Genomic DNA, 19201 nt, shown 5'->3' with positions numbered 1-19201 from the left:
AAATGAATGACAAAATAAGCTGGTGGCTGATCGCTAATAGATCGCTTCACCCAAAAAACCGCCGCACCTGTTCAATATCGCGGGTGCGTTGCATCGGCGGCAGGCTGTCGAGAAACGTCTGACCATAGGCACGCGATAATAAACGCGGATCGCAGACAACTAATACGCCGCGATCATCTGCGCCGCGAATTAACCGGCCCGCGCCCTGTTTTAGCGCAATCACGGCGCGTGGTAATTGATAATCACGAAATGGATTACCGCCCGCTTGACGCAAGGCTTCAATTCGCGCCGCTAACACTGGATCGCCGGGCGAGGCGAAAGGCAGCCGATCAATCAGCACACAGGACAGCGCCTCGCCGCGCACATCGACCCCTTCCCAAAAACTCGCGGTGCCGAGCAATACCGCGTGCCCGAGTTCACGGAATCGCGCAATCAGTTCAGCGCGGGGCGCATCGCCCTGCACCAAAAGCGGATATTGCACACGTTCTGCAAGGCCAGCAGCGACTTCCCGCAGGGCGCGATGACTGGTGAATAATAAAAATGCCCGCCCGCGACTGTATTCGAGCAGTTCGCAGGCCAGCTCTAAAACCTGTTGATTATATTCGGGTTCTGACGGTTGCGGCAGGCCACGCGGCACGAACCAGAGGGCTTGACGCGCATAGTCAAACGGACTTTCCCAGCGGGCGGTCGCCGCTTGTTCGATGCCTAATTGCTGCGCAAAGTGTGCGAAACTCTCGCCAACTGCCAGCGTCGCCGAGGTCAGTACCCAAGCCGTGCCCGGACGTCCGATGCGTTCGCGAAACTGATCGGAGATGTCGAGCGGCGTTTGATGCAGCCGCACACCGCGTCCGAGGGTCTCGAACCAACACACGCTGTCGGCGGCGCGTTGGGTCACAATCTGATGCAAGTGATGCAGGTGTTCCCGCGCCCGCGCCGCACACGCCGCCAGACCTTTGCCATGCGCGGCGAGCGGATCGAGCGCACTTATCAGCATCTGCAATGCCTCACCGATATGCAAGAGCGCATCGGCGCTGCCGGGCTGGGCGAGCAATTCTGCCCAAGTGCCACGCCGGTCGCCCTCGTCGAGCGTCAGCCGCAGATCTTGCACGGCGTGTTTGAGCTGGGTTGCTTGGGTGCGCAGCGCAAACACATCTGGTGCTTCTTGCACCGCTTCCAATTCGGTATCTCGTGCCAGATCCAGCAGTTGGCGACTGCTGATCGTCAGCCCAAAAAAGCCGGTGGCGATTTCCGGCAATTGATGGGCTTCATCGAGAATAAAACAGTCCGCGCCGGGCAAGATCTCGCCAAATCCAGCATCTTTTAGGGCTAAATCGGCGCAAAATAGATGATGATTGATAACAACGACATCAGCCGCCTGCGCTTCGCGACGGGCTGCGACCAGATGACAGGCTTTCCATTCGGGGCAATCCTGACCGAGACAGTTTTCCGCCGTTGCGGTCACATCGGCCCAGATTGGCGCATCTTCGGGGATCGACACTTCGGCAATATCGCCGCGCTCGGTGACGACTGACCAAGCGCGAATCTGCTGCAACTGGGTGCGACTCTGTCGGTCGAGGCGGTCGCTGTCCTCTAATCGCCGTTGCAGCCGCTGCCGACATAAATAATTGGCACGCCCTTTGAGCAGCGCCGCTGTGACCGGAATCCCCAGCGCCTGCCGCACATTGGGCAAATCACGATGAAAGAGTTGATCTTGCAGCGGGCGCGTGCCGGTCGAAATCACGACCTTGCGGGCCGATAACAGCGCCGGAACCAGATAGGCGAAGGTTTTGCCGGTGCCGGTACCGGCTTCGCAGATCAGCACGCCGTCGCTTTCGAAAATCGCCGCCACGCGCTCGGCGAGCGCCTGTTGTGGTGCACGATAGATAAAGTCGGGAATCTGGCTGGCCAGCCGTCCGGCCGGGCCGAAGATTGAGGACAGATCGGGCATGATCGCAACGCGCTGTGCGGGTGAGCGGGGGCGGTCGCACGCAGCGTGCGCAGACACCCGATTGAGGTCGCGGCATGATGCGTGCCAGTGTGCGGTAAGTCAATGATTGCGCACGGATTGCGCTTGACGCGCTGGCGTCAGCTCGTGCACAGTTCCGGCATCCTAGCTCACGGCTTTGAGGCGAAGTAACGGTGAAGTTGATTCATGCGGCAGACGTGCATCTCGACAGCCCCTTGCGTGGCTTGGAACGCTATGATGGTGCGCCAATTGAAGCCTTGCGCGGCGCAACGCGGCGGGCGCTGGAACAGTTGGTTGATCTGGCGCTCGATGAAGCTGTCACGGCGGTGTTATTCGCCGGCGATCTCTATGACGGCGATTGGAAGGATTACAACACCGGCCTGTTTTTTGTCCGTCAGATGGAGCGATTGCGGGCGGCGGCGATTCCGGTTTTTATGATCGCTGGCAATCACGATGCCGCCAGTCAATTAACCCGCTTATTGCGTCTGCCCGATAACGTCCATCTCTTCGCCACCCGCGCCCCAGAAAGCTGTATTCGTGACGATTTAGGGATAGCCGTACATGGTCAGGGATTTGCCACCCGCGCTGTCAGCGACGATCTCACCCGCGCCTATCCGCTGCCCTGTTCGGGGCTATTGAATATCGGTTTGCTGCATACTTCACTCGATGGGCGGCCCGGTCATGAGACCTACGCGCCCTGCTCGCGTGATGGACTGCGGGCGCTCGGCTATGACTATTGGGCGCTGGGGCATGTGCATCGCCATGAAATCGTAGCGCGTGAACCCTGGATTGTGTTTCCGGGCAATCTGCAAGGACGACATGCCCGCGAGACCGGCGCAAAAGGCTGTTGTCTGGTCGAAGTAACGGCGGAACAGGTGCAGCAGGTCACGCACCGTCCGCTCGATGTCGCCCGCTGGTTTGAATGCGCAGTCGATCTCGACGCGGCGGGCAGTCTCGAAGAGGTCGTTGCACGGGTCGAGCCGCAGTTGAGCGCAGCGCGTGCAGCAGCGGATGGGCGCTTGGCTGCCGTGCGAGTACGCTTGACTGGCGTGTGTCCGATTCATGCCCGCTTGCAAGCAGCACCGGATCAGCTCATCAATGAATGTCGGGCGCTGGCCAATGCGATTGGCGGTGAGGCGATGTGGATCGAGAAAGTCTTGATCGAAACGCACCGCGAGCCATCAGCAGCGGAACGGCTGGTGCATGACGAAGCGTTCGACAGTTTGCTCAGTACCATTCGCAATCTGGAACTCGACAGCGAGCAACTGGCCGAGTTGGGCGCGGAGTTTGCCGATCTCGCCACCAAACTGCCGCATGAGCTACGCAGCGGCGATGAGCCGTGCGATCCGAGTTCGGTCGAGTTTTTGCGGCGCACGCTCGGCGAAGCGCAGGAATTGTTGTTAGCGCGGTTGCTCGACCCCTAAGATCCCTAAAGATGCGGTCGCCGCTCGGCCAGTTGCCTAGCCGTTTCCCGCTCCCCGCTGCTATCATGCCGCGTTCAACACCGCCTTTTCCCCATCTCACCCGATCTTTTCCAAGCCATGAGCGAGCTTCAGCAGCAACTTTCCAAGCGGCGCACCTTCGCCATCATTTCGCATCCCGACGCCGGTAAAACCACGCTGACTGAAAAGCTGCTGCTATTCGGCGGCGCGATTCAGCTTGCCGGAACGGTTAAAGGCCGCAAAGCCGCCCGTCATGCGACCTCAGACTGGATGGAATTGGAAAAAGAGCGCGGCATTTCGGTGACATCATCGGTGATGCAATTCCCCTATGACGACGCGATTGTTAATTTACTTGACACGCCCGGCCATGAGGATTTTTCCGAAGACACCTATCGCACGCTGACGGCAGTTGATTCGGCGCTCATGGTCATTGACGTGGCCAAAGGTGTCGAAGAGCGCACGATTAAACTGATGGATGTCTGCCGCTTACGTGATACGCCAATTTTAACCTTTGTTAATAAACTCGACCGCGAAGGCCGCGACGCGATTGAAGTGCTTGATGAAATCGAAAGCGTGCTCAACATTCAATGCGCCCCCGTGACCTGGCCGATTGGCATGGGCAAACGCTTCAAAGGCGTTTATGACCTGCGCACCGGACGCACGCATTTATTCACGGCACAACATGGCGGCAAAATCGTCGCGGGTGAAATCATCGAAGGTCTCGACAATCCGCGCATGGACGAAATCCTCGGCGAGCAAGCCGCTGAATTGCGCACCGAATTAGAATTAGTCGAGGGTGCGAGTCATCCGCTTGATCTCGATGCCTATCGAGCTGGCAAACAAACGCCGGTATTTTTTGGCTCGGCAATCAATAATTTCGGCGTGCGGGAATTACTCGATGCCTTTGTGAGCTATGCGCCGCCACCACGTCCGCGTGAAACCCGCCAGCGTACCGTCGATCCTAGTGAAGAAATATTCACCGGCTTTGTATTTAAAATTCAAGCAAATATGGATCCGGCGCATCGTGACCGCGTGGCGTTTATGCGCGTCTGTTCCGGCAGCTATAAAAAAGGCATGAAAATGCGTCATGCGCGGATTGGTAAAACAATTCAGGTTGCCAATGCGATTACTTTTCAGGCCGATGAGCGCCGTCATGTCGAAGAAGCCTGGCCGGGCGATATTATCGGGCTACATAATCACGGCACCATTCAAATCGGCGATACCTTTACCGAAGGCGAAGATCTCAAATATGAGGGTATTCCGTATTTTGCTCCAGAATTATTCCGGCGCGTGGTCTTAAAAGATCCGCTGCGCATGAAAGCCTTACAAAAAGGCGTGTTACAGCTTTCCGAAGAAGGCGCCACTCAATCCTTTCGGCCATTCAAAAATAATGATCTGATTTTGGGCGCGGTCGGCGTGTTGCAATTTGATGTTGCCGCGTATCGGCTTAAAGCAGAATATGGCGTCGATGCAGTGGTTGAGGCGGTGAGTGTTAAAACAGCGCGTTGGATTCAATGTAACGACCCAAAAATGCTCGAACGCTTTAAAGAAAAGTGTTACGAACATTTGGCGCTCGATGGTAACGATCAACTGGTTTATCTCGCCCCAACGCAGGTTAATTTAAGTCTGGCGATTGAACGCTGGCCGGATGTGCAATTTTTGGCAACCCGCGAGCTGTGACGGCCAATCGTCATACGCCCGCAGTCGAGCCGCGTTATCATGCTGCAAAAAAACCCTCACCGACAGGCGAACTCCATGTTGTGGCTGTATCTGTTGTTGTTCGTACCGCCAATTCTGATGATCCTCTGGCGGTTTTTTAAGGGGCCAGATGCGGCCAATCGTATCCTGGCACTCGATACGCTCACTGTGCTCTGTATTCCATTGCTGGCGCTGTTGGCGATCTTCTACGAGCGGTCGATCTATCTGGATGTGGCGCTGGTGTTCGCGTTGGTCGGCTTTGCGGGTGTCATCCTCTTCGGGCGTTTTTTGGAAAAAGGAGTCTGACTGGACGATGGATACCCTGCTCACCGATTTAGGTCACGCGCTGTTAGCAGCGGGACTGTTTTTCTTTTGGGTCAGCGGACTGGGCCTGATCCGAATGCCCGATGTCTTCACGCGAATGCACGCCGGAACCAAAGCGACCACGCTCGGTGCGTTGCTCACGCTACTGGGCGCGGCCTGTCTGCAACCGGACTGGGCAGCTAAATTGCTACTGCTCGCCATCTTTATTCTGTTGACGAATCCGTTGAGCGCCTCAGTGTTAGCGCGGGCGGCCTATCGCACCGGCACCATCGGGATGACCCTCAAGGTGGATGCCTGCGCCGAGCGTGACCGTGCCGCTGCTGTCGAGACCGCCGAGACCAGCGCGACGCACACGGAGCCAAACGCATGACCGGATTACTGACCCTATTGTTTTATCTCTGGATGCTCGCCGGAGCGGTGCTGACCATCCGCCACACGGATTTGCTACAAGCGGTGTTGGGTCTGTCGCTGGTGAGTTTGGGCGCAGTTGGACAGTTTTTTCTGCTGCACGCACCCGATGTGGCGCTAACCGAAGCGGCAATCGGCGCTGCGGCTGGCAGCTTTGTGCTGCTGATGGGCGTGCGCCAATTTGGACGCGATGAGGGGCGCGATCTGTCATGAGCCAGCGTCAACGAGTCCCTTTGCGCAAACGGGTGCGCGTCAAGACCTTGCTGCTTACGCTGCTCAGTGCTTGGCTGCTGGCGCTGTTTCTGACCCTATTGCTCGGTCAGGCCCGCGACTGGCCGACGGCGACGGTCGGCGATGCGCTGCTGACCCGTAATGCCGAGACCGCCTCGGCGAATGCCGTGACCTCAGTCGTCGTGAGTTATCGCGGCTTCGATACCCTCGGTGAAGTGACGGTGCTGTTTTTAGCCGCAACCGGCATCGGGCTGCTGTTCAGTGCGCCGCGTCCGCGTTCCGAATTGAGCGCGGCTGAATCCGAATCCACCCCCGCGCCGCCCAATGAAATGATGATCACCGGCGTGCGGCTGCTGTTTCCGGTGCTGGTGCTATTTGGCGTGTATATCGTGCTGCATGGTCATCTCTCGCCGGGTGGTGGGTTTCAAGGCGGCGTGGTGATTGCCACGGCATTTTTGCTGCGAATGCTCGCCGATCCGAATTTTCGCCTCGATCATGTGCGACTCGGCTGGCTTGAAGCGCTATCGGGCAGCGGCTTTGTGTTGCTTGGATTGATCGGGTTGATCTTGACCACAACCGCGACCTTTTTGGGCAATTTTCTGCCGCATCCGGTCGCCTCGCTGGGCCAACTGGTGAGCGCAGGGGTGATTCCGCTGATCTACGCGCTAGTTGGCGTCAAGGTCGGGGCCGAGGTCGGCGCGATCTTCCAAGATATGCGAGAGGCGGCGTAACACCATGCTGGAATTACTCGACTGGCTAGATCGCCCGAGCGTGCTGCATGGTCTGCATCTCGTCGGCAGTCTGACCCTATTCGTCATCGGTCTGTACGGGCTACTCGGCAAGCGCCATCTGCTCAAAATCCTGATGAGTCTAGCCCTAATGGAATTGGCGGTGAATCTGCTGTTCATCGCGCTGGCCACTACGTCGGGCGAAACCGCGCCGATTTTGAGCGACGGTCTAACCGCATTCACCGGCATGGCCGATCCGGTGCCGCAGGCGCTGATTCTGACCGCCATTGTGATCGGCATGGCCGTGCTGGCGCTCGGCGTGTCGCTGGCGATCCGCTATCACCGTCTCAGCGCCAGCGCCGATATTCGTGCGCTGGCCGACGCGCAGGATTGAACCATCATGGAGTTTTCCGCCTCACCAATTTGGTTTATCGCCCTGCCCATGCTCGCGGCCTTTAGCTCGCCGCTTTGGGTGCGCTGGCGTGTTCTCGATCAACTATTGCTCGGCATACCGCTGGGATTGCTGCTGCTGGCGCTGGGACTGTTTGCCACTGTGCAACAAGCGCCGTTGATTGAAACCATCGTCATCGCGCCGCCGCTCGGCATTCATCTCCATCTGGATAGCGCCGCGCTGCTGCTGGTGGCGCTGTTTTGCTTTGCCGTCACGCTGGTTGCGGCCTTTCTCTGGCACGGCGCGACTGAAACGCATCTGCGCGGGCGGCAGCCATTTGTGTTGATCTTGCTGCTGCTCGCTGGTGGCAATGGGCTGGTGCTGACCGGCGATCTCTTTAATCTTTATGTGTTTTTGGAGATCGCGGGCATCAGCGCCTATGTGCTTACTGCGGTGCGCGATGATCGACCGGCGCTGGCAGCGGGGCTGAAATATCTCATCATCGGTTCGGTGGCTGGGGTCTTTTTCCTGCTTGCGGTGGTGCTGATTTATCTGCAAACCGGACAGTTAAATATGGCCGCTGTCGCGCAGGCATTCGCCGAGATTCCGCCGGCGATGCAGGGCTTAATCGCGGTGTTGGCGCTAATTGGACTGGGGATCAAGTCCGAATTATTCCCGTTTAATTTCTGGGTGCCGGATGTCTATCGCGGCAGTGATCCGGCAATCACGGCGCTATTTTCGGGGCTGCTGGTCAAGGCATTTTTATTCGTGCTAGTGCATCTGGCGGTCTTAATCTGGATTGATCCAGAGATTGCACGGATCTGGCTGATGACGCTCGGCGCGTTGACGCTGATGGTGGCGGAACTCGCGGCGCTGCGTCAGGATGAGATGCGGCGGATGCTGGCCTATTCATCACTGGGTCAGATTGGTTTGATCCTGCTGGCGTTCGGTTTTTTGCACGAATCGACGGCGGCGGGCGCATTCTTTCATTTGATTAGCCATACGCTGGCCAAGCTGCTGCTGTTTTTGGTCGCGGCGCTACTGTTGCGGCGGGTGCTGTCGCTGCACCTCGATGCGCTGACCGGAGCGGGTCGCGTCTATCCGTTGACGGTTGGGCTATTCGTCGTCGGGGCGCTGTGCATTCTGGGGTTGCCGCCGTTGAGCGGGTTTATGAGCAAACTGTGGATTCTGCAAGGTTTCGCTGCGGCGCAGACGTTCTGGCCCATCGCGCTGATTTTGGTCGCGGCCTTGATCGAAGCCGGCTATTACTTCCGCTGGATTCGTGTGCTCTATGCGCCAGCCGCTGCCAGCGCGGTTACGGACAGCAAAACCAGCAAAACCGCGCCCGAATCTTGGGCCACCTATGCGCCGCTGTTGTTGCTAGTCGGACTGATGCTGCTGCTCGGCATCGCGCCCTTCGTGATCGAAGGGGCGCTCGTCGATGCGGCGCGGGCGCTGCTCGACCGTGATCTGCTTATCCAGAGTGTGCTAGGAGTGGCCGCCCAATGACAACGAACCGACCGTTATTGCTCAAGCTGCTATTTTTGGCGGTGTCACTGACTCCGACCCTCACGCTCTTGACTTGGGATGGGGCGTGGGTGTGGCCGCTATTTGGTGAGTTTGAACTGCTGTTCCAGCTCGAACCGCTCGCAGCGTTTTTCCTGTTGCTGTTGGCGCTGGGTGCGCCGCTGGTGGCGCTGCCGATGGCACGCGGGACGCCGGATGTTCCGACCTACGCGCTCTTTGTGCTGCTGCTGTTAGGGATGCAGGTGTTACTGCTGGCCGGCGATTTCATCGGCCTGTTTATCGGCTGGGAAATAATGACTTGGAGCAGCTATCTGCTCCTGATCCGCTCGACTCGCGCCACGCTCGAAGGTGCGCAGACCTATATTCTGTTCAATCTCGCGTCGGCGTTCCTACTGCTGGCCGGACTGCTGGTGTTCTATAGCGCAACTGGTGATTTCCAGATTGCGGCCCTGACTGAGGCGAGCACAGCGCAACGCTGGGCGGTGTTCGTGCTGCTGGGTCTGGCATTTTTGGTCAAGGTCGGGGTGCTGCCGCTGCATCGCTGGATTCCGCTCGGCTACGATCAAGCGCCCGATCTGTTCAGCGCCGTGCTTGCCGGGCTGATTTCCAAGATGGGCGTTTACGGCCTATTGCTGCTGCCGACGCTGTTTCCCGATGCGCTCGCCGGTCTCGCTGGACGCTGGCTCAACGGCCCGACGGCGGGTTATGGGTTGGCGTGGATCGGCGCGATCACCGCCATCGTTGCGACCTTCAAAGCCATTTCGCAACAGGATATCAAGCGCCTGCTGGCCTATTCCTCGATTGCCCAGCTTGGCTATGTGCTCACCGCGCTCGGCGTTGGCAGTTCGCTGGCGGTCGGCGGCGCGATCTTGCAGACGCTGGTGCATACGCTGGTCAAGCTGCTGCTGTTTATCACCTTTGCCGGCATTATTTTGCAAACCGGACAGCGGCGATTTAACGATCTCGGCCATTTAATTGACCGGATGCCGGTAGCGTTTTTCGCGGTGTTAATTGGCATTATTGGACTCGCTGGAATGCCGCCGCTACCCGGATTTGCTGCTAAATATCTGGTCTTTGTCGGCTTAATTGACGCCCGCTGGTTATTGCTGCTGGCGGCGATGATGTTATCGAGTACCGCCGCATTTATTTATTGCTATCGGCTGATTTATGGCCCATTTTTGGGTCACGCTAATTCACCCGAAGCGCGAGACGCAACCGAAGCGCCAATGAGCTATTTAATTCCGCAAATAGTGCTGATGGGGCTGCTGGTATTACTCGGAATCTTCCCCGGCTGGGCTATTGAAATCATCGTCGATCCGGTGCTCACCGCCCTGAATCTGGCCCCAATCGGTGCGCCCTCTTGGGGCGAATTGGCTACCCCCTATGGCGGCTATGATGGCGTGATATTGATGACCGTATTCGGCAGTGCATTTGTCATCGTCACGGCGCTGTTCTGGCTGGCACGCGGTCAACTGCGGCGGGCGGGCAGTCCCTATGATTTGAGCTTCGCCGGTGAGGTGCCGACGGCAGATATGCCGCTGCACTATGGCGCGGGCATGGGGCGCGAGTTGCGGCGCATTCCGCTGATCGGCTGGATTCTGGCGCACACCACGACTGGGATTCAAGCGGGTCTGACGCGCCAGACGCTGGCGACGGCGGGACTGCTCGGCGGACTCTATCGACGCGATCCGCAGACCTGGATTCTGCTTGCGGTGCTGGTGTTGGCGAGTGTTCCGACGCTGCTGCTGCTCAACGGAGGCAACAGTTAATGCTGCATATCCTGCTTGATTCGCTGGCGATGATTGCCCTGTGCTATGTCATGGGGTTTTTATTTCGCGGCTTTTATCGTCAATTTAATGCCCGCCTTCAGCGCCGTTGGGGGCCGAGTATTTGGCAAAATTTCTATGATAATTTGAAATTTTTGCTCAAATCCGAGACGCTGATTCATGGCCCAATGTTTTTCTTTGGCCCGATAATTATTGCCGCCGGTGCAATTACCACCGTGCTATTCATACCCTTTCTTAAGGACTCGATTTGGCTGCAAGGCGTGTCAGCACACGGCAATTTGATTCTGATTATTTATTTGCTGGTGGTCGGGCCGCTGGGTAATGCGCTGGCGGTTGGATCAAGCGGCAATCCATTTGGCGTGATGGGCGTGACTCGTGGATTGACGCGCTTGATGGGGCTGGAAGTGCCGTTTTTTCTCGGGCTGGCGCTGGTGATGCTGCAACATGAAACCGCATCTGTACAGGCAATTATGGCGGCGCAAGATAGCATCGCGCACTGGAATTTAATCACCAATCCGCTGGCTTTTGCCGTCATTTTGCTGCCGTTTATTGCTAGTCAGAATGGCTCACCGTTCGATGTGGTCGGTGCGCCGGTGGAGGTCTATGCCGGGCCGCGTGTTGAGTTCGGCGGGCGACTGCTGGGCGTGCTGATGACCCAAAACATGATGATGACGGTCGCCAAGCTGGTGCTAATGGTCGATTTATTCCTCGGCGGCGCGAGCAATATATTCGAGTTAATTGCTAAAGCGTTCGCGCTGTTTTTGCTGACAACGGCAATTAGCGCCACCTTTCCTCGGCTCAAAACGGAACAAACGGTCGATTTTTTCTGGACGGTACCGCTGGGTGTGGCGGTGCTGGGCGTGATTCTAAACGTCTGGCTGATCTAAGGCGATTGCAATAGACAGGATTTACAAGATTATGCAAAATTGACAGGAAATTTATTCTTAAATCAATCCTGTTCATCTTGAATCATCCTGTAAATCCTGTCTATTTCTGAAAACGGATCCTGGACATCATCCGAGAGCATTCATGTATCACAAAAGCGCGTGCGAAGGTTTTCAATGCGAGCAACAGCTCTTGGAGTCGAGCCTGAGCCAAGCTGACGCCGGATTGGGCGTAGTCGAACGGCTTGTCGGCTGGCTGCGGCAGCGTAGTTTGTTCGTGCTCGCCTATGGCACCGGCTGCGGGGCCATCGAGATGCGTCCGCTGATGACCAGCCGTTTTGACGCCGAACGTTTCGGCATCATCGGTGCGGCCACGCCGCGTCAAGCCGATGTGTTAGTAATTAGCGGTTATTTGGCAATCAAAACGCTCAAGCGCGTGATTCGCAGTTATGAACAAATGCAGGAACCGAAATACGTCATCGCGCTCGGCAGTTGCACGATTAACGGCGGGATGTATTGGGATTCCTATAATACAATTAAATGCCTCGATCATTATATTCCAGTCGATATGTATGTTAATGGCTGTATGCCGCGTCCTGAATCACTGATTGAAGGATTTAGTGCGCTACAAGCACGCATTGGGCGCGGCGAACCAAGCGGTTATCAACGCTATCGTGACAATATCGACTGGTACAAAGCGAATCAACGGCGGGTGCTCGGCGATAACATGCCGCCCGCCTATACCTATGACTGGTACAGCGGGGGCGCAGTCTGATGCTTGATGAGTTATTGCCTAAGCTGGCCGGTTTTGAGCTGATTGAGCCGGTTGCGCGTCATGCGCGTCTCGCGTTTGTGCGCGTGCCCAAAACGCAGGTGTTTTCGCTGCTCGGTCAGCTCAAGCAAAGCCTCGGCTTCGTCACGCTCCAAACCATTACTTGCGCCGATTGGATCGAGGATGGCGTGTTTCGGCTGACCTATCTGCTGGAAACCGCTACCCGTGATCGGGCGCTCGGCGTGCAGACCGACATCGGGCGCGAGGGCGAGGCCATCGAGACCGCTATTCCACTCTGGCCCCAAGCTGAGATTTTCGAGCGCGAATTGCACGAGATGTTCGGCATTCCGATCATCGGCCATCCGAGTCTCGGCGATTTTATGCTCGAAGGTTGGAGCCACACCCCGCCGATGCGCCGCGAGTTCGATACCCTCAAATTTGTTCAAGAGCACTTCGAGATGCGCCCGGGACGTGAGGATAATCAGGACGTGCGCGAAGCGATCCGACGGCGCAAAGACGCCAAAAAACAGGCAGTTGGAGATGCGCCCAAGCCAAAACCTGCTGCGTCGGGAGATGCCAAATGAGCGACGTGATTAAGATTTTTCACGGCCCGCAACATCCCGGCGTCACCGGCAATATGAGCCTAGAGCTGGATCTCGACGGCGAGACCATCGTCCGCGCCGTCACCCATGTTGGTTATCTGCATCGCGGCTTTGAAAAACTCATCGAACGGCGCACCCTGATTCAGGCGTTCACCATCGTTTGCCGCATCTGCGTGCCCGAACCTGACCCCAATGAAGAGAATCTAGCACGCGGTATCGAAGAACTCGCCGGACTAGAAATCAGCGAACGCGCCAAATTTATCCGCGTCCTCGTGCTCGAACTGGCGCGACTGCAAGCGCATCTGCTGTGGCTGGCCGGTCAGGGCGGTTCGATTGGTCATGAAGTGGTTCCGCAATGGGCTATCGGCGAGCGCGACTATATCCTTGATTTATTTGAGGAATTGACTGGCGGGCGCGTCTACCACATGTATATTTATCCGGGCGGGGTGCGACGCGACCTGCCGGACGGTTTTCTTGACCGCGTGGCGGCGGTGCTCGATCAATTACAAGCACAACTGCCCGAATATGACCGCATCTTTTTTGAAAATGCCGGGGTAAAAAAGCGGCTACAGGGTGTTGGCGTGGTGGCGGCTGATGAAGCGATTGCGAACGGCTACTCTGGCCCCGTGATCCGAGGCTGCGGCATCGCCCGCGATGTGCGCCGCGATGCGCCCTATCTGGTCTACGATCAGCTTGAATTCGATATTCCGACGCAAACTGCCGGCGATGCCTATGCGCGGGCGCTGGTACGCCGCGCTGAGATGGATCAAAGCATCCGCATTCTGCGTCAGGTCATTGAGCAGATGCCACCCGGCGCAATTCAATGCAAATTGCCGCGACATCACAAATTCACGCTGCCGAAAGCTGAGACCTATATTCAGACTGAATCAGCGCGTGGGGCGTTCAGCTATTACTTAGCTGGGGATGGCAGCGAATATCTACGTCGATTACAGGTGCGCGGGCCGTCTATTGTCCACGCCTTCACCCTGCTCGAACGCTTGCTTATTGGGGCACAGCTTGCGGATGTGGCGCTGATTATGAACTCACTCGGCATTTGTCCGCCTGAGATTGAGCGGTAGCGGCCAGCGTTCAGCTTCCAGCACGCCCCCACCTCAGCCAAGCGAACGCATCGACCCAATACGGTCGCAATGCGATCTAGCACGAACGGGCACGGGATGATGTTAAAGTACAATCACCTGCCGCTGATCGTTATCAGTGATTACTGTGGATCATCTCGCGCCCAACGTCTTATCCATGGATCAGCCCAAATCACGCCCCAAATCCGCTTCCGAACGCCGCACGCAGGCTCGCATTGACTTACGCATTCCGGTCGAAGTGATGCTGCCGGGCCGTGAGCAACCGCTTGTGGCACACACACTCGACCTCTCTTGGGGTGGCGCGTTGCTGCATGTTATCGATGCGCTACCGACGGACACTGAATCGCTAGTGCTGCATTTACCCTGGCGCGGCGGTAAAACCATTCGCGCCCTTTCGCAGGTGTTGCGGCAGCAACCGCTGGCCAGCGGCGGTTTTCAGGTTGCCCTGCGGTTTATCAGCCTCTCGCCGCGCAGCCAAAACCGACTCGAACGGCTGCTGTTGATGCTGCAACCGCAACCGTCCCAGCCTGGTGACGGTCAGCCGACGCTGTTTCGTGAACTTGAAGTCACCGTCGGTGATGCGGAAGAACTGCGCCAGATTTTGCTCGAAATCCTCAACGGCTACTATCAGGTCACAGTCTTTGAAGGCTATCAGGTCAATCAAAGCATTCGGCTTTCGATTACTGGCGTCTCAGATTTGCCGACAATTCGACTGCGGGCGCGGGTCTTGAGCGTCGAAAAGTCGTCAGTCAAAGGCCATGATTGGGCAGAACTTTATACGCTCTCGCTCGGTTTTGAACATCCCGGCAAGACGATTCGCACCTTTATTGATCTGGTGCTGAAACAATTATCCGACACCGCATCCGAACTATCGAACTACAGCAGTTATCTGGAGGGCGCACCGGGCTGGCTTAAATCGGTGGCAAGTGCTACCGAAATGCCGCCTGCGACACCAAACCCAACGGTTGAAATCCGCTCATATTTAGAATCTGAATTTTCCGAAACAATCAAGCTGCTGGCAGCCGCTTGGGGGCATGTCACTGATTTTGAGCCAGTCTTGAATAATCTGCTGTTTGGCGAAGGTTGCGGTCTGCCGGATGGCTGGCCAACTGAGGCTTGGGAGGAGCTGAAACTGCTACAGCATGTTCACGAGCAGGTCTATGGCGCAACGGCGCAGCAGCGGTAAACCACAGTGACTGAATTGACCGCTCCCCTGACCTTCCCCCTCGCCACCGCCGAAGCGCAACTGGCCTTCGGTGAGAACTTGGCATCCCTTTTGCTGCCACCGCTGTGCATCGCGCTGACCGGCGATCTGGGCACCGGCAAAACCACCTTGACTCGTGGTATTCTGCGCGGCCTCGGCTATGCCGGGCCGGTACGCAGTCCAACCTATACACTGGTTGAATCCTACGTGCTGCCAACGCTGGAACTCCATCATTTTGACCTCTATCGGCTCGGCGATCCTGATGAACTAGAGTATTTAGGTCTGCGCGATCTGCTCGGCGCAACGACCATCTGGATCATCGAATGGCCAGAACGCGGCAGCGGCTGGCTACCACCGCCGGATCTGCGCATTGCATTGACGCATCAGGGCACTGGCCGCCATCTGACCTTGACTGCGCTCACCGCCGTCGGTGCAACACTGTTGGCAAATATCGTGATCGCCGATGACCCGTTGTTTTGATGCCACACATGCGCGTGATTACTTGAACAAAATCGGCTAATAAACGGAGTCGATTTGGAAAAACTGCCGATGACCTGCTATCTTTTAAGCGACGCTCGTCCCCAGTCTAGGCTTCGAGGCGGCACCGTGAACAGGTTCATCGTGTTTTTTCTGCTACTGATTTCTTGGCCTGCTACGGCGGCCGTGGAAGTCGAATGTCACTGGACTGCCGTGGATGCGAGCAAGACACGCTTGCTGCTCGATCTCTCGGCAGCGGCGGCGCATCGCATTTTTACCCTCGATCAGCCAGATCGGGTGGTGATTGACATTGCCGATGCGCAGTTGCGCGGCAGCTTGCCTGCCGCCCGTACCGATGATCCGCTGCTGATTGGCGTGCGTGCTGGGGTGCGGTTCAATCAAGAGTTGCGCATCGTGCTCGATTTAAAACATCCGGTGCGCGTCAAGAGTTTTGCTGCGAATGGCAGCGGTCACACCCCCTCGCGGCTCATCATTGAACTGACCCCGCACACGCCCGCCTCAGGACTCCAGCCAGTTGGCAATCAAAAACCAGCGCCGACCGCTTGGTCGGGTCAGGGGCGCACGGCGATTATCGCCATTGATGCCGGTCACGGTGGCGAAGATCCGGGCGCGATTGGCCCAGGCAGTACCCGCGAAAAAGATGTCACGCTGGCCATTGCTCGTAAGCTGGCGCAGTTAATCGAGCGCAAGCCCGGACTGCGGGCGGTGATGATCCGCGACGGTGATTACTATGTCGGACTGCGTGAACGGGCGCTGCTGGCCCGTGAACGCAAAGCGGATCTCTTTGTGTCGATTCATGCCGATGCTTATGAAAACCCTGAAGCGCAGGGATCGTCGGTCTATGTGCTGTCGGAAGGGGCGGCGAGCAGTGAGACGGCCAGTCGGTTAGCCGAGCATGAAAATGGGGCAGATCGGCACAGCGCGGGCGTGGATATTGTCGCCAGTGATGCGGTGTTAGCGTCAGTGTTGCATGAGCTGACGCAGACGGTGACTGAAGAACATAGCACTGAGGCGGCGGGGTCGATTCTGCGTTATCTCAAGCGCGTCGGCGCGGTGCATCAAGGCAGTGTGCAGCGTGCTGGATTCGTGGTGCTGAAGTCACCGGATGTACCGTCGCTGTTAGTGGAAACGGCATTTATCAGTAATGCTGAGGAAGAACGGCGCTTGCGCAATCCCGCCCATCAGCAGCGGCTGGCGCAGGCGATTTTGTCCGGCATTGAAGGGTATTTGAGCAAGCATCCGCCGCAGGGATTGCGGGCAGCGAGTGTGAACGACCGGCGCGAGCGTGCGAGCAATCCGCTGCGTTCAGCGTCTCGTCAGCGGACGACGGAGTTGCGCGAATATGTCATCAGTCAGGGCGATACGCTGTCCGATATTGCCAAGCGGCATCGGGTGAGCATCCATTCACTCCGCGCCGAAAACGGTCTGGGTGAGAGCGATATGATTCGCGTCGGGCAGGTGATTGCGATTCCGACGGATTCTTGAGGCTGTGTTAATTTGCTGTCAGTTTAAACCAAATCGTGCCGCTCTAAGCAAGCAACTTCAAGCAATATAGTTGGATGCGGTTGCAAGCTGTGACATACTGTATTACAGCATGTATTCATGCCGCCTAACGAGCCGTTGCAATCATGGGAACCAGAACCGTCCGACTCGATGATGAAGCCGAAAAAAGTCTGGAAAACCTACGTCATCTCACCGGACTCTCCATCTCCGAGGTCTTGAAGCACGGGCTGCGCGTCTACGAGCAGCAAGCCCGCGAAGAGGTCAATCGGCGTCCTTACGACATCTATCGTGAATTGGATCTCGGGCCGGGCGGTTATGCGCAAGCGCCGGCGCGAAGCGCGAAATCAGCGATTGCCGATGTCATGCGCCGGAAACACGGTCGATGATCCTAGTCGATACAGGGCCGCTCGTTGCGCTCTTTGATCCTGCCGACGGCGATCATCGCGACTGCGTCAAGCAGCTGGCCGGCATCAGCGAACCACTGTGCACGACAGTTCCGGTGTTGACCGAGGCGTTTCACCTCTTGAGTCCCGGCAGCCTTGGCGCACAGCGACTGATGGATTTCGTCACGGCTCGCGGACTCAGCGTCTGGTTTCTGGATGATCACGCCCTGACTCGTGCATTCGAGCTGATGGTGCGCTACGCCGATCATCCGATGGATCTCGCTGACGCTTCGCTCGTCGTGCTGGCCGAAACCCTGAAGCAGCGCCGGATCTTCACCATCGATCGCGGCGATTTCTCAACCTATCGCATCCGGCACGGGCATCAGCATGTGAGTTTTGAGATGCTGATTTGACAGATACGTAGATTCATACCATTACCCATAAGTCGGTTCGCCTTGCCCAATCAGAGGGTTACGCGGCCAGTTTTCGATCCGCCAAAACCATCCGCTGTGGTCCGGTGGACAGCCAATCAAGCGCTTACGCAGCCGCACACAAATTGCGTCAGGAGATATGGGTAATGGTATGATGTAGATTGGGTTGTGTGCTATACGCGAGATTGACGTTAAGTGACCAATCCAAACGGCACACAACCCAACATTTTCCTAAACCGTTATGTTTGAGTATGAGCGCAACAGAGAAAATTACTTACCCTCAAACTTTTGCTTCAGATGGCAATCGTTTGTATCAGAAATTCTCTTTGCCTCTTCTTCGGATGACCAGCTTTTCAATTGGCCTAATTCTTTGTATTTTTCTTCACCAGTAAATGATGCACTGGAAGCTCTCAACTTTTTTAGCTTTACTACATTATTTTGTATATCTATAACTTCCCAAGCCTCATGCCAAGCGCATGGTGATACTTCATCATTTTGAAATGTCCAGTAAATCCCCTGACCAACTGTTGGATTTTTTACTACCTCGACACCAGCACTCACGACTTCAATCTGCATCACACATACACATGCTAACGAAGAAATCAAAAACTTTTTCATGTTTTTATCCATTTAGCCCAATTAAAAAATATGGTAGACGCTGGGGCTTTTGCAACGCCTAACAGCAAAAGTTAGGTTGAAAACGCAATCCGAAAACAGGGGCTGCGTACTATTTTCTACATTTTAGCTCTTCGCCAACCAAAAACGCCACCGGTTTCCCGATGGCGTTCCAGGATCAAGCGTTGGCGCGTTGGGTTCGGTGGGTTTCGTGACCAGTCGGCATCGGTGCCAATCTGTTATGTCATACTGTGGTCACTCTACCCACCCTCCTCGCTGTGTTACTTTCTCCACCCAGGCGTACTACTTACAGAAGATGCATCGATCCAGAAACTCTCTCCAATTTTACGATAGGCATTAGTATGATTGTCTTCTGAACAGTATCTTTTTCCAACCAGCAAGCTAAAAAAGCAGTTCTGAACAAGTCTAGCTCTTAATTTACTACCCCTGATATCATCAATTTCCAATACAGCCCATATTTTAATTCCGGCACCTTGGTATCCGTTGTCCATATATACTAAACTCATTTGAAATTTTCGTTTTTGAAACCAGCTTTGCATTCATTTAGTTTATGCTTAACTACACACTGTCGACTGATCAGTTGATTGAGCTGCAAAAAGCGCATCGTCAAACACAGAATAAACGTGAAGCCGATCGGATCAAAGCGGTAGTTCTCTTGGCAACGGGCTGGACAGCGGAACAAGTAGCCG

General features: G+C 56.3%; 20 protein-coding genes. 18 read left to right on the top strand and 2 right to left on the bottom strand.

The window, feature by feature from the left end:
- Positions 1 to 46: 46 nt before the first annotated feature.
- Entirely contained in the window at positions 47 to 1948 is a 1902-nt protein-coding gene (gene yoaA, locus BLW10_RS10245; RefSeq protein ID WP_091334457.1) for a DNA repair helicase YoaA, read from the bottom strand.
- 191 nt (positions 1949 to 2139) lie between these two features.
- Between yoaA and BLW10_RS10240 the strand changes: the two genes are divergently transcribed.
- From BLW10_RS10240 to BLW10_RS10155, 18 genes are all read left to right on the top strand, one after another.
- On the top strand, positions 2140 to 3390 hold the full coding sequence (locus BLW10_RS10240; protein WP_091334456.1) for a metallophosphoesterase family protein: 1251 nt from the start codon (positions 2140 to 2142) through the stop codon (positions 3388 to 3390).
- Positions 3391 to 3507: 117 nt separating this feature from the next.
- Complete coding sequence (locus tag BLW10_RS10235; protein ID WP_091334454.1) at positions 3508 to 5088, top strand: peptide chain release factor 3; 1581 nt, start codon at positions 3508 to 3510, stop codon at positions 5086 to 5088.
- A 75-nt stretch (positions 5089 to 5163) separates the two neighbouring features.
- On the top strand, positions 5164 to 5412 hold the full coding sequence (locus tag BLW10_RS10230) for an MrpF/PhaF family protein (RefSeq protein WP_091334452.1): 249 nt from the start codon (positions 5164 to 5166) through the stop codon (positions 5410 to 5412).
- Positions 5413 to 5419: 7 nt separating this feature from the next.
- The gene (gene mnhG, locus BLW10_RS10225) at positions 5420 to 5800 is read left to right on the top strand and encodes a monovalent cation/H(+) antiporter subunit G (RefSeq protein WP_091334449.1); all 381 of its coding nucleotides are present in this window, start codon (positions 5420 to 5422) and stop codon (positions 5798 to 5800) included.
- Complete coding sequence (locus tag BLW10_RS10220; RefSeq protein ID WP_091334448.1) at positions 5797 to 6051, top strand: Na(+)/H(+) antiporter subunit B; 255 nt, start codon at positions 5797 to 5799, stop codon at positions 6049 to 6051. Before mnhG ends, BLW10_RS10220 begins: the two co-directional genes overlap by 4 nt.
- Positions 6048 to 6800 (top strand): hydrogen gas-evolving membrane-bound hydrogenase subunit E, encoded by a 753-nt coding sequence (gene mbhE, locus BLW10_RS10215; protein WP_091334446.1) that lies wholly within the window; start codon positions 6048 to 6050, stop codon positions 6798 to 6800. Before BLW10_RS10220 ends, mbhE begins: the two co-directional genes overlap by 4 nt.
- A gap of 4 nt (positions 6801 to 6804) precedes the next feature.
- Positions 6805 to 7191, top strand: a complete 387-nt coding sequence (locus tag BLW10_RS10210) for a sodium:proton antiporter (protein ID WP_218139715.1) — start codon at positions 6805 to 6807, stop codon at positions 7189 to 7191.
- Positions 7192 to 7197: 6 nt separating this feature from the next.
- Positions 7198 to 8697, top strand: coding sequence for a complex I subunit 5 family protein (locus BLW10_RS10205; RefSeq protein WP_091334444.1), 1500 nt, complete (start codon positions 7198 to 7200; stop codon positions 8695 to 8697).
- On the top strand, positions 8694 to 10484 hold the full coding sequence (locus BLW10_RS10200; protein WP_091334442.1) for a proton-conducting transporter transmembrane domain-containing protein: 1791 nt from the start codon (positions 8694 to 8696) through the stop codon (positions 10482 to 10484). The genes BLW10_RS10205 and BLW10_RS10200 overlap by 4 nt, the downstream gene beginning before the upstream one ends.
- Positions 10484 to 11389, top strand: coding sequence for a respiratory chain complex I subunit 1 family protein (locus BLW10_RS10195; RefSeq protein WP_091334440.1), 906 nt, complete (start codon positions 10484 to 10486; stop codon positions 11387 to 11389). The genes BLW10_RS10200 and BLW10_RS10195 overlap by 1 nt, the downstream gene beginning before the upstream one ends.
- A 142-nt stretch (positions 11390 to 11531) precedes the next feature.
- The gene (nuoB, locus tag BLW10_RS10190; protein ID WP_091334438.1) at positions 11532 to 12161 is read left to right on the top strand and encodes an NADH-quinone oxidoreductase subunit NuoB; all 630 of its coding nucleotides are present in this window, start codon (positions 11532 to 11534) and stop codon (positions 12159 to 12161) included.
- Entirely contained in the window at positions 12161 to 12742 is a 582-nt protein-coding gene (locus BLW10_RS10185) for an NADH-quinone oxidoreductase subunit C (RefSeq protein WP_091334436.1), read from the top strand. The genes nuoB and BLW10_RS10185 overlap by 1 nt, the downstream gene beginning before the upstream one ends.
- Positions 12739 to 13839 carry an NADH-quinone oxidoreductase subunit D gene (locus BLW10_RS10180; RefSeq protein ID WP_091334434.1) on the top strand — a complete coding sequence of 367 codons (1101 nt, stop codon included), beginning with the start codon at positions 12739 to 12741 and terminating at the stop codon, positions 13837 to 13839. The genes BLW10_RS10185 and BLW10_RS10180 overlap by 4 nt, the downstream gene beginning before the upstream one ends.
- 175 nt (positions 13840 to 14014) lie before the next feature.
- The gene (locus BLW10_RS10175) at positions 14015 to 15043 is read left to right on the top strand and encodes a PilZ domain-containing protein (RefSeq protein ID WP_091334431.1); all 1029 of its coding nucleotides are present in this window, start codon (positions 14015 to 14017) and stop codon (positions 15041 to 15043) included.
- Between the two features lie 6 nt (positions 15044 to 15049).
- A complete protein-coding gene (gene tsaE, locus BLW10_RS10170; protein ID WP_425425902.1) occupies positions 15050 to 15541 on the top strand; it encodes a tRNA (adenosine(37)-N6)-threonylcarbamoyltransferase complex ATPase subunit type 1 TsaE in 492 nt (163 codons plus the stop codon).
- Positions 15542 to 15667: 126 nt separating this feature from the next.
- Positions 15668 to 17044, top strand: coding sequence for an N-acetylmuramoyl-L-alanine amidase (locus tag BLW10_RS10165; RefSeq protein ID WP_091334430.1), 1377 nt, complete (start codon positions 15668 to 15670; stop codon positions 17042 to 17044).
- Between the two features lie 143 nt (positions 17045 to 17187).
- Positions 17188 to 17448 (top strand): hypothetical protein, encoded by a 261-nt coding sequence (locus tag BLW10_RS10160; RefSeq protein WP_091334429.1) that lies wholly within the window; start codon positions 17188 to 17190, stop codon positions 17446 to 17448.
- Positions 17445 to 17858: a type II toxin-antitoxin system VapC family toxin gene (locus BLW10_RS10155; protein WP_091334428.1), complete on the top strand. Its 414-nt coding sequence runs from the start codon at positions 17445 to 17447 to the stop codon at positions 17856 to 17858. The genes BLW10_RS10160 and BLW10_RS10155 overlap by 4 nt, the downstream gene beginning before the upstream one ends.
- Positions 17859 to 18146: 288 nt before the next feature.
- Here the strand turns inward: BLW10_RS10155 and BLW10_RS10150 are convergent, their stop codons facing one another.
- A complete protein-coding gene (locus BLW10_RS10150; RefSeq protein ID WP_143117049.1) occupies positions 18147 to 18494 on the bottom strand; it encodes a hypothetical protein in 348 nt (115 codons plus the stop codon).
- Positions 18495 to 19201 lie beyond the last annotated feature (707 nt).

This window comes from Allochromatium warmingii (assembly GCF_900107145.1).
In the GTDB taxonomy this organism is placed as follows: domain Bacteria; phylum Pseudomonadota; class Gammaproteobacteria; order Chromatiales; family Chromatiaceae; genus Thermochromatium; species Thermochromatium warmingii.
This window is presented reverse-complemented; position numbering and strand designations above follow the sequence as displayed.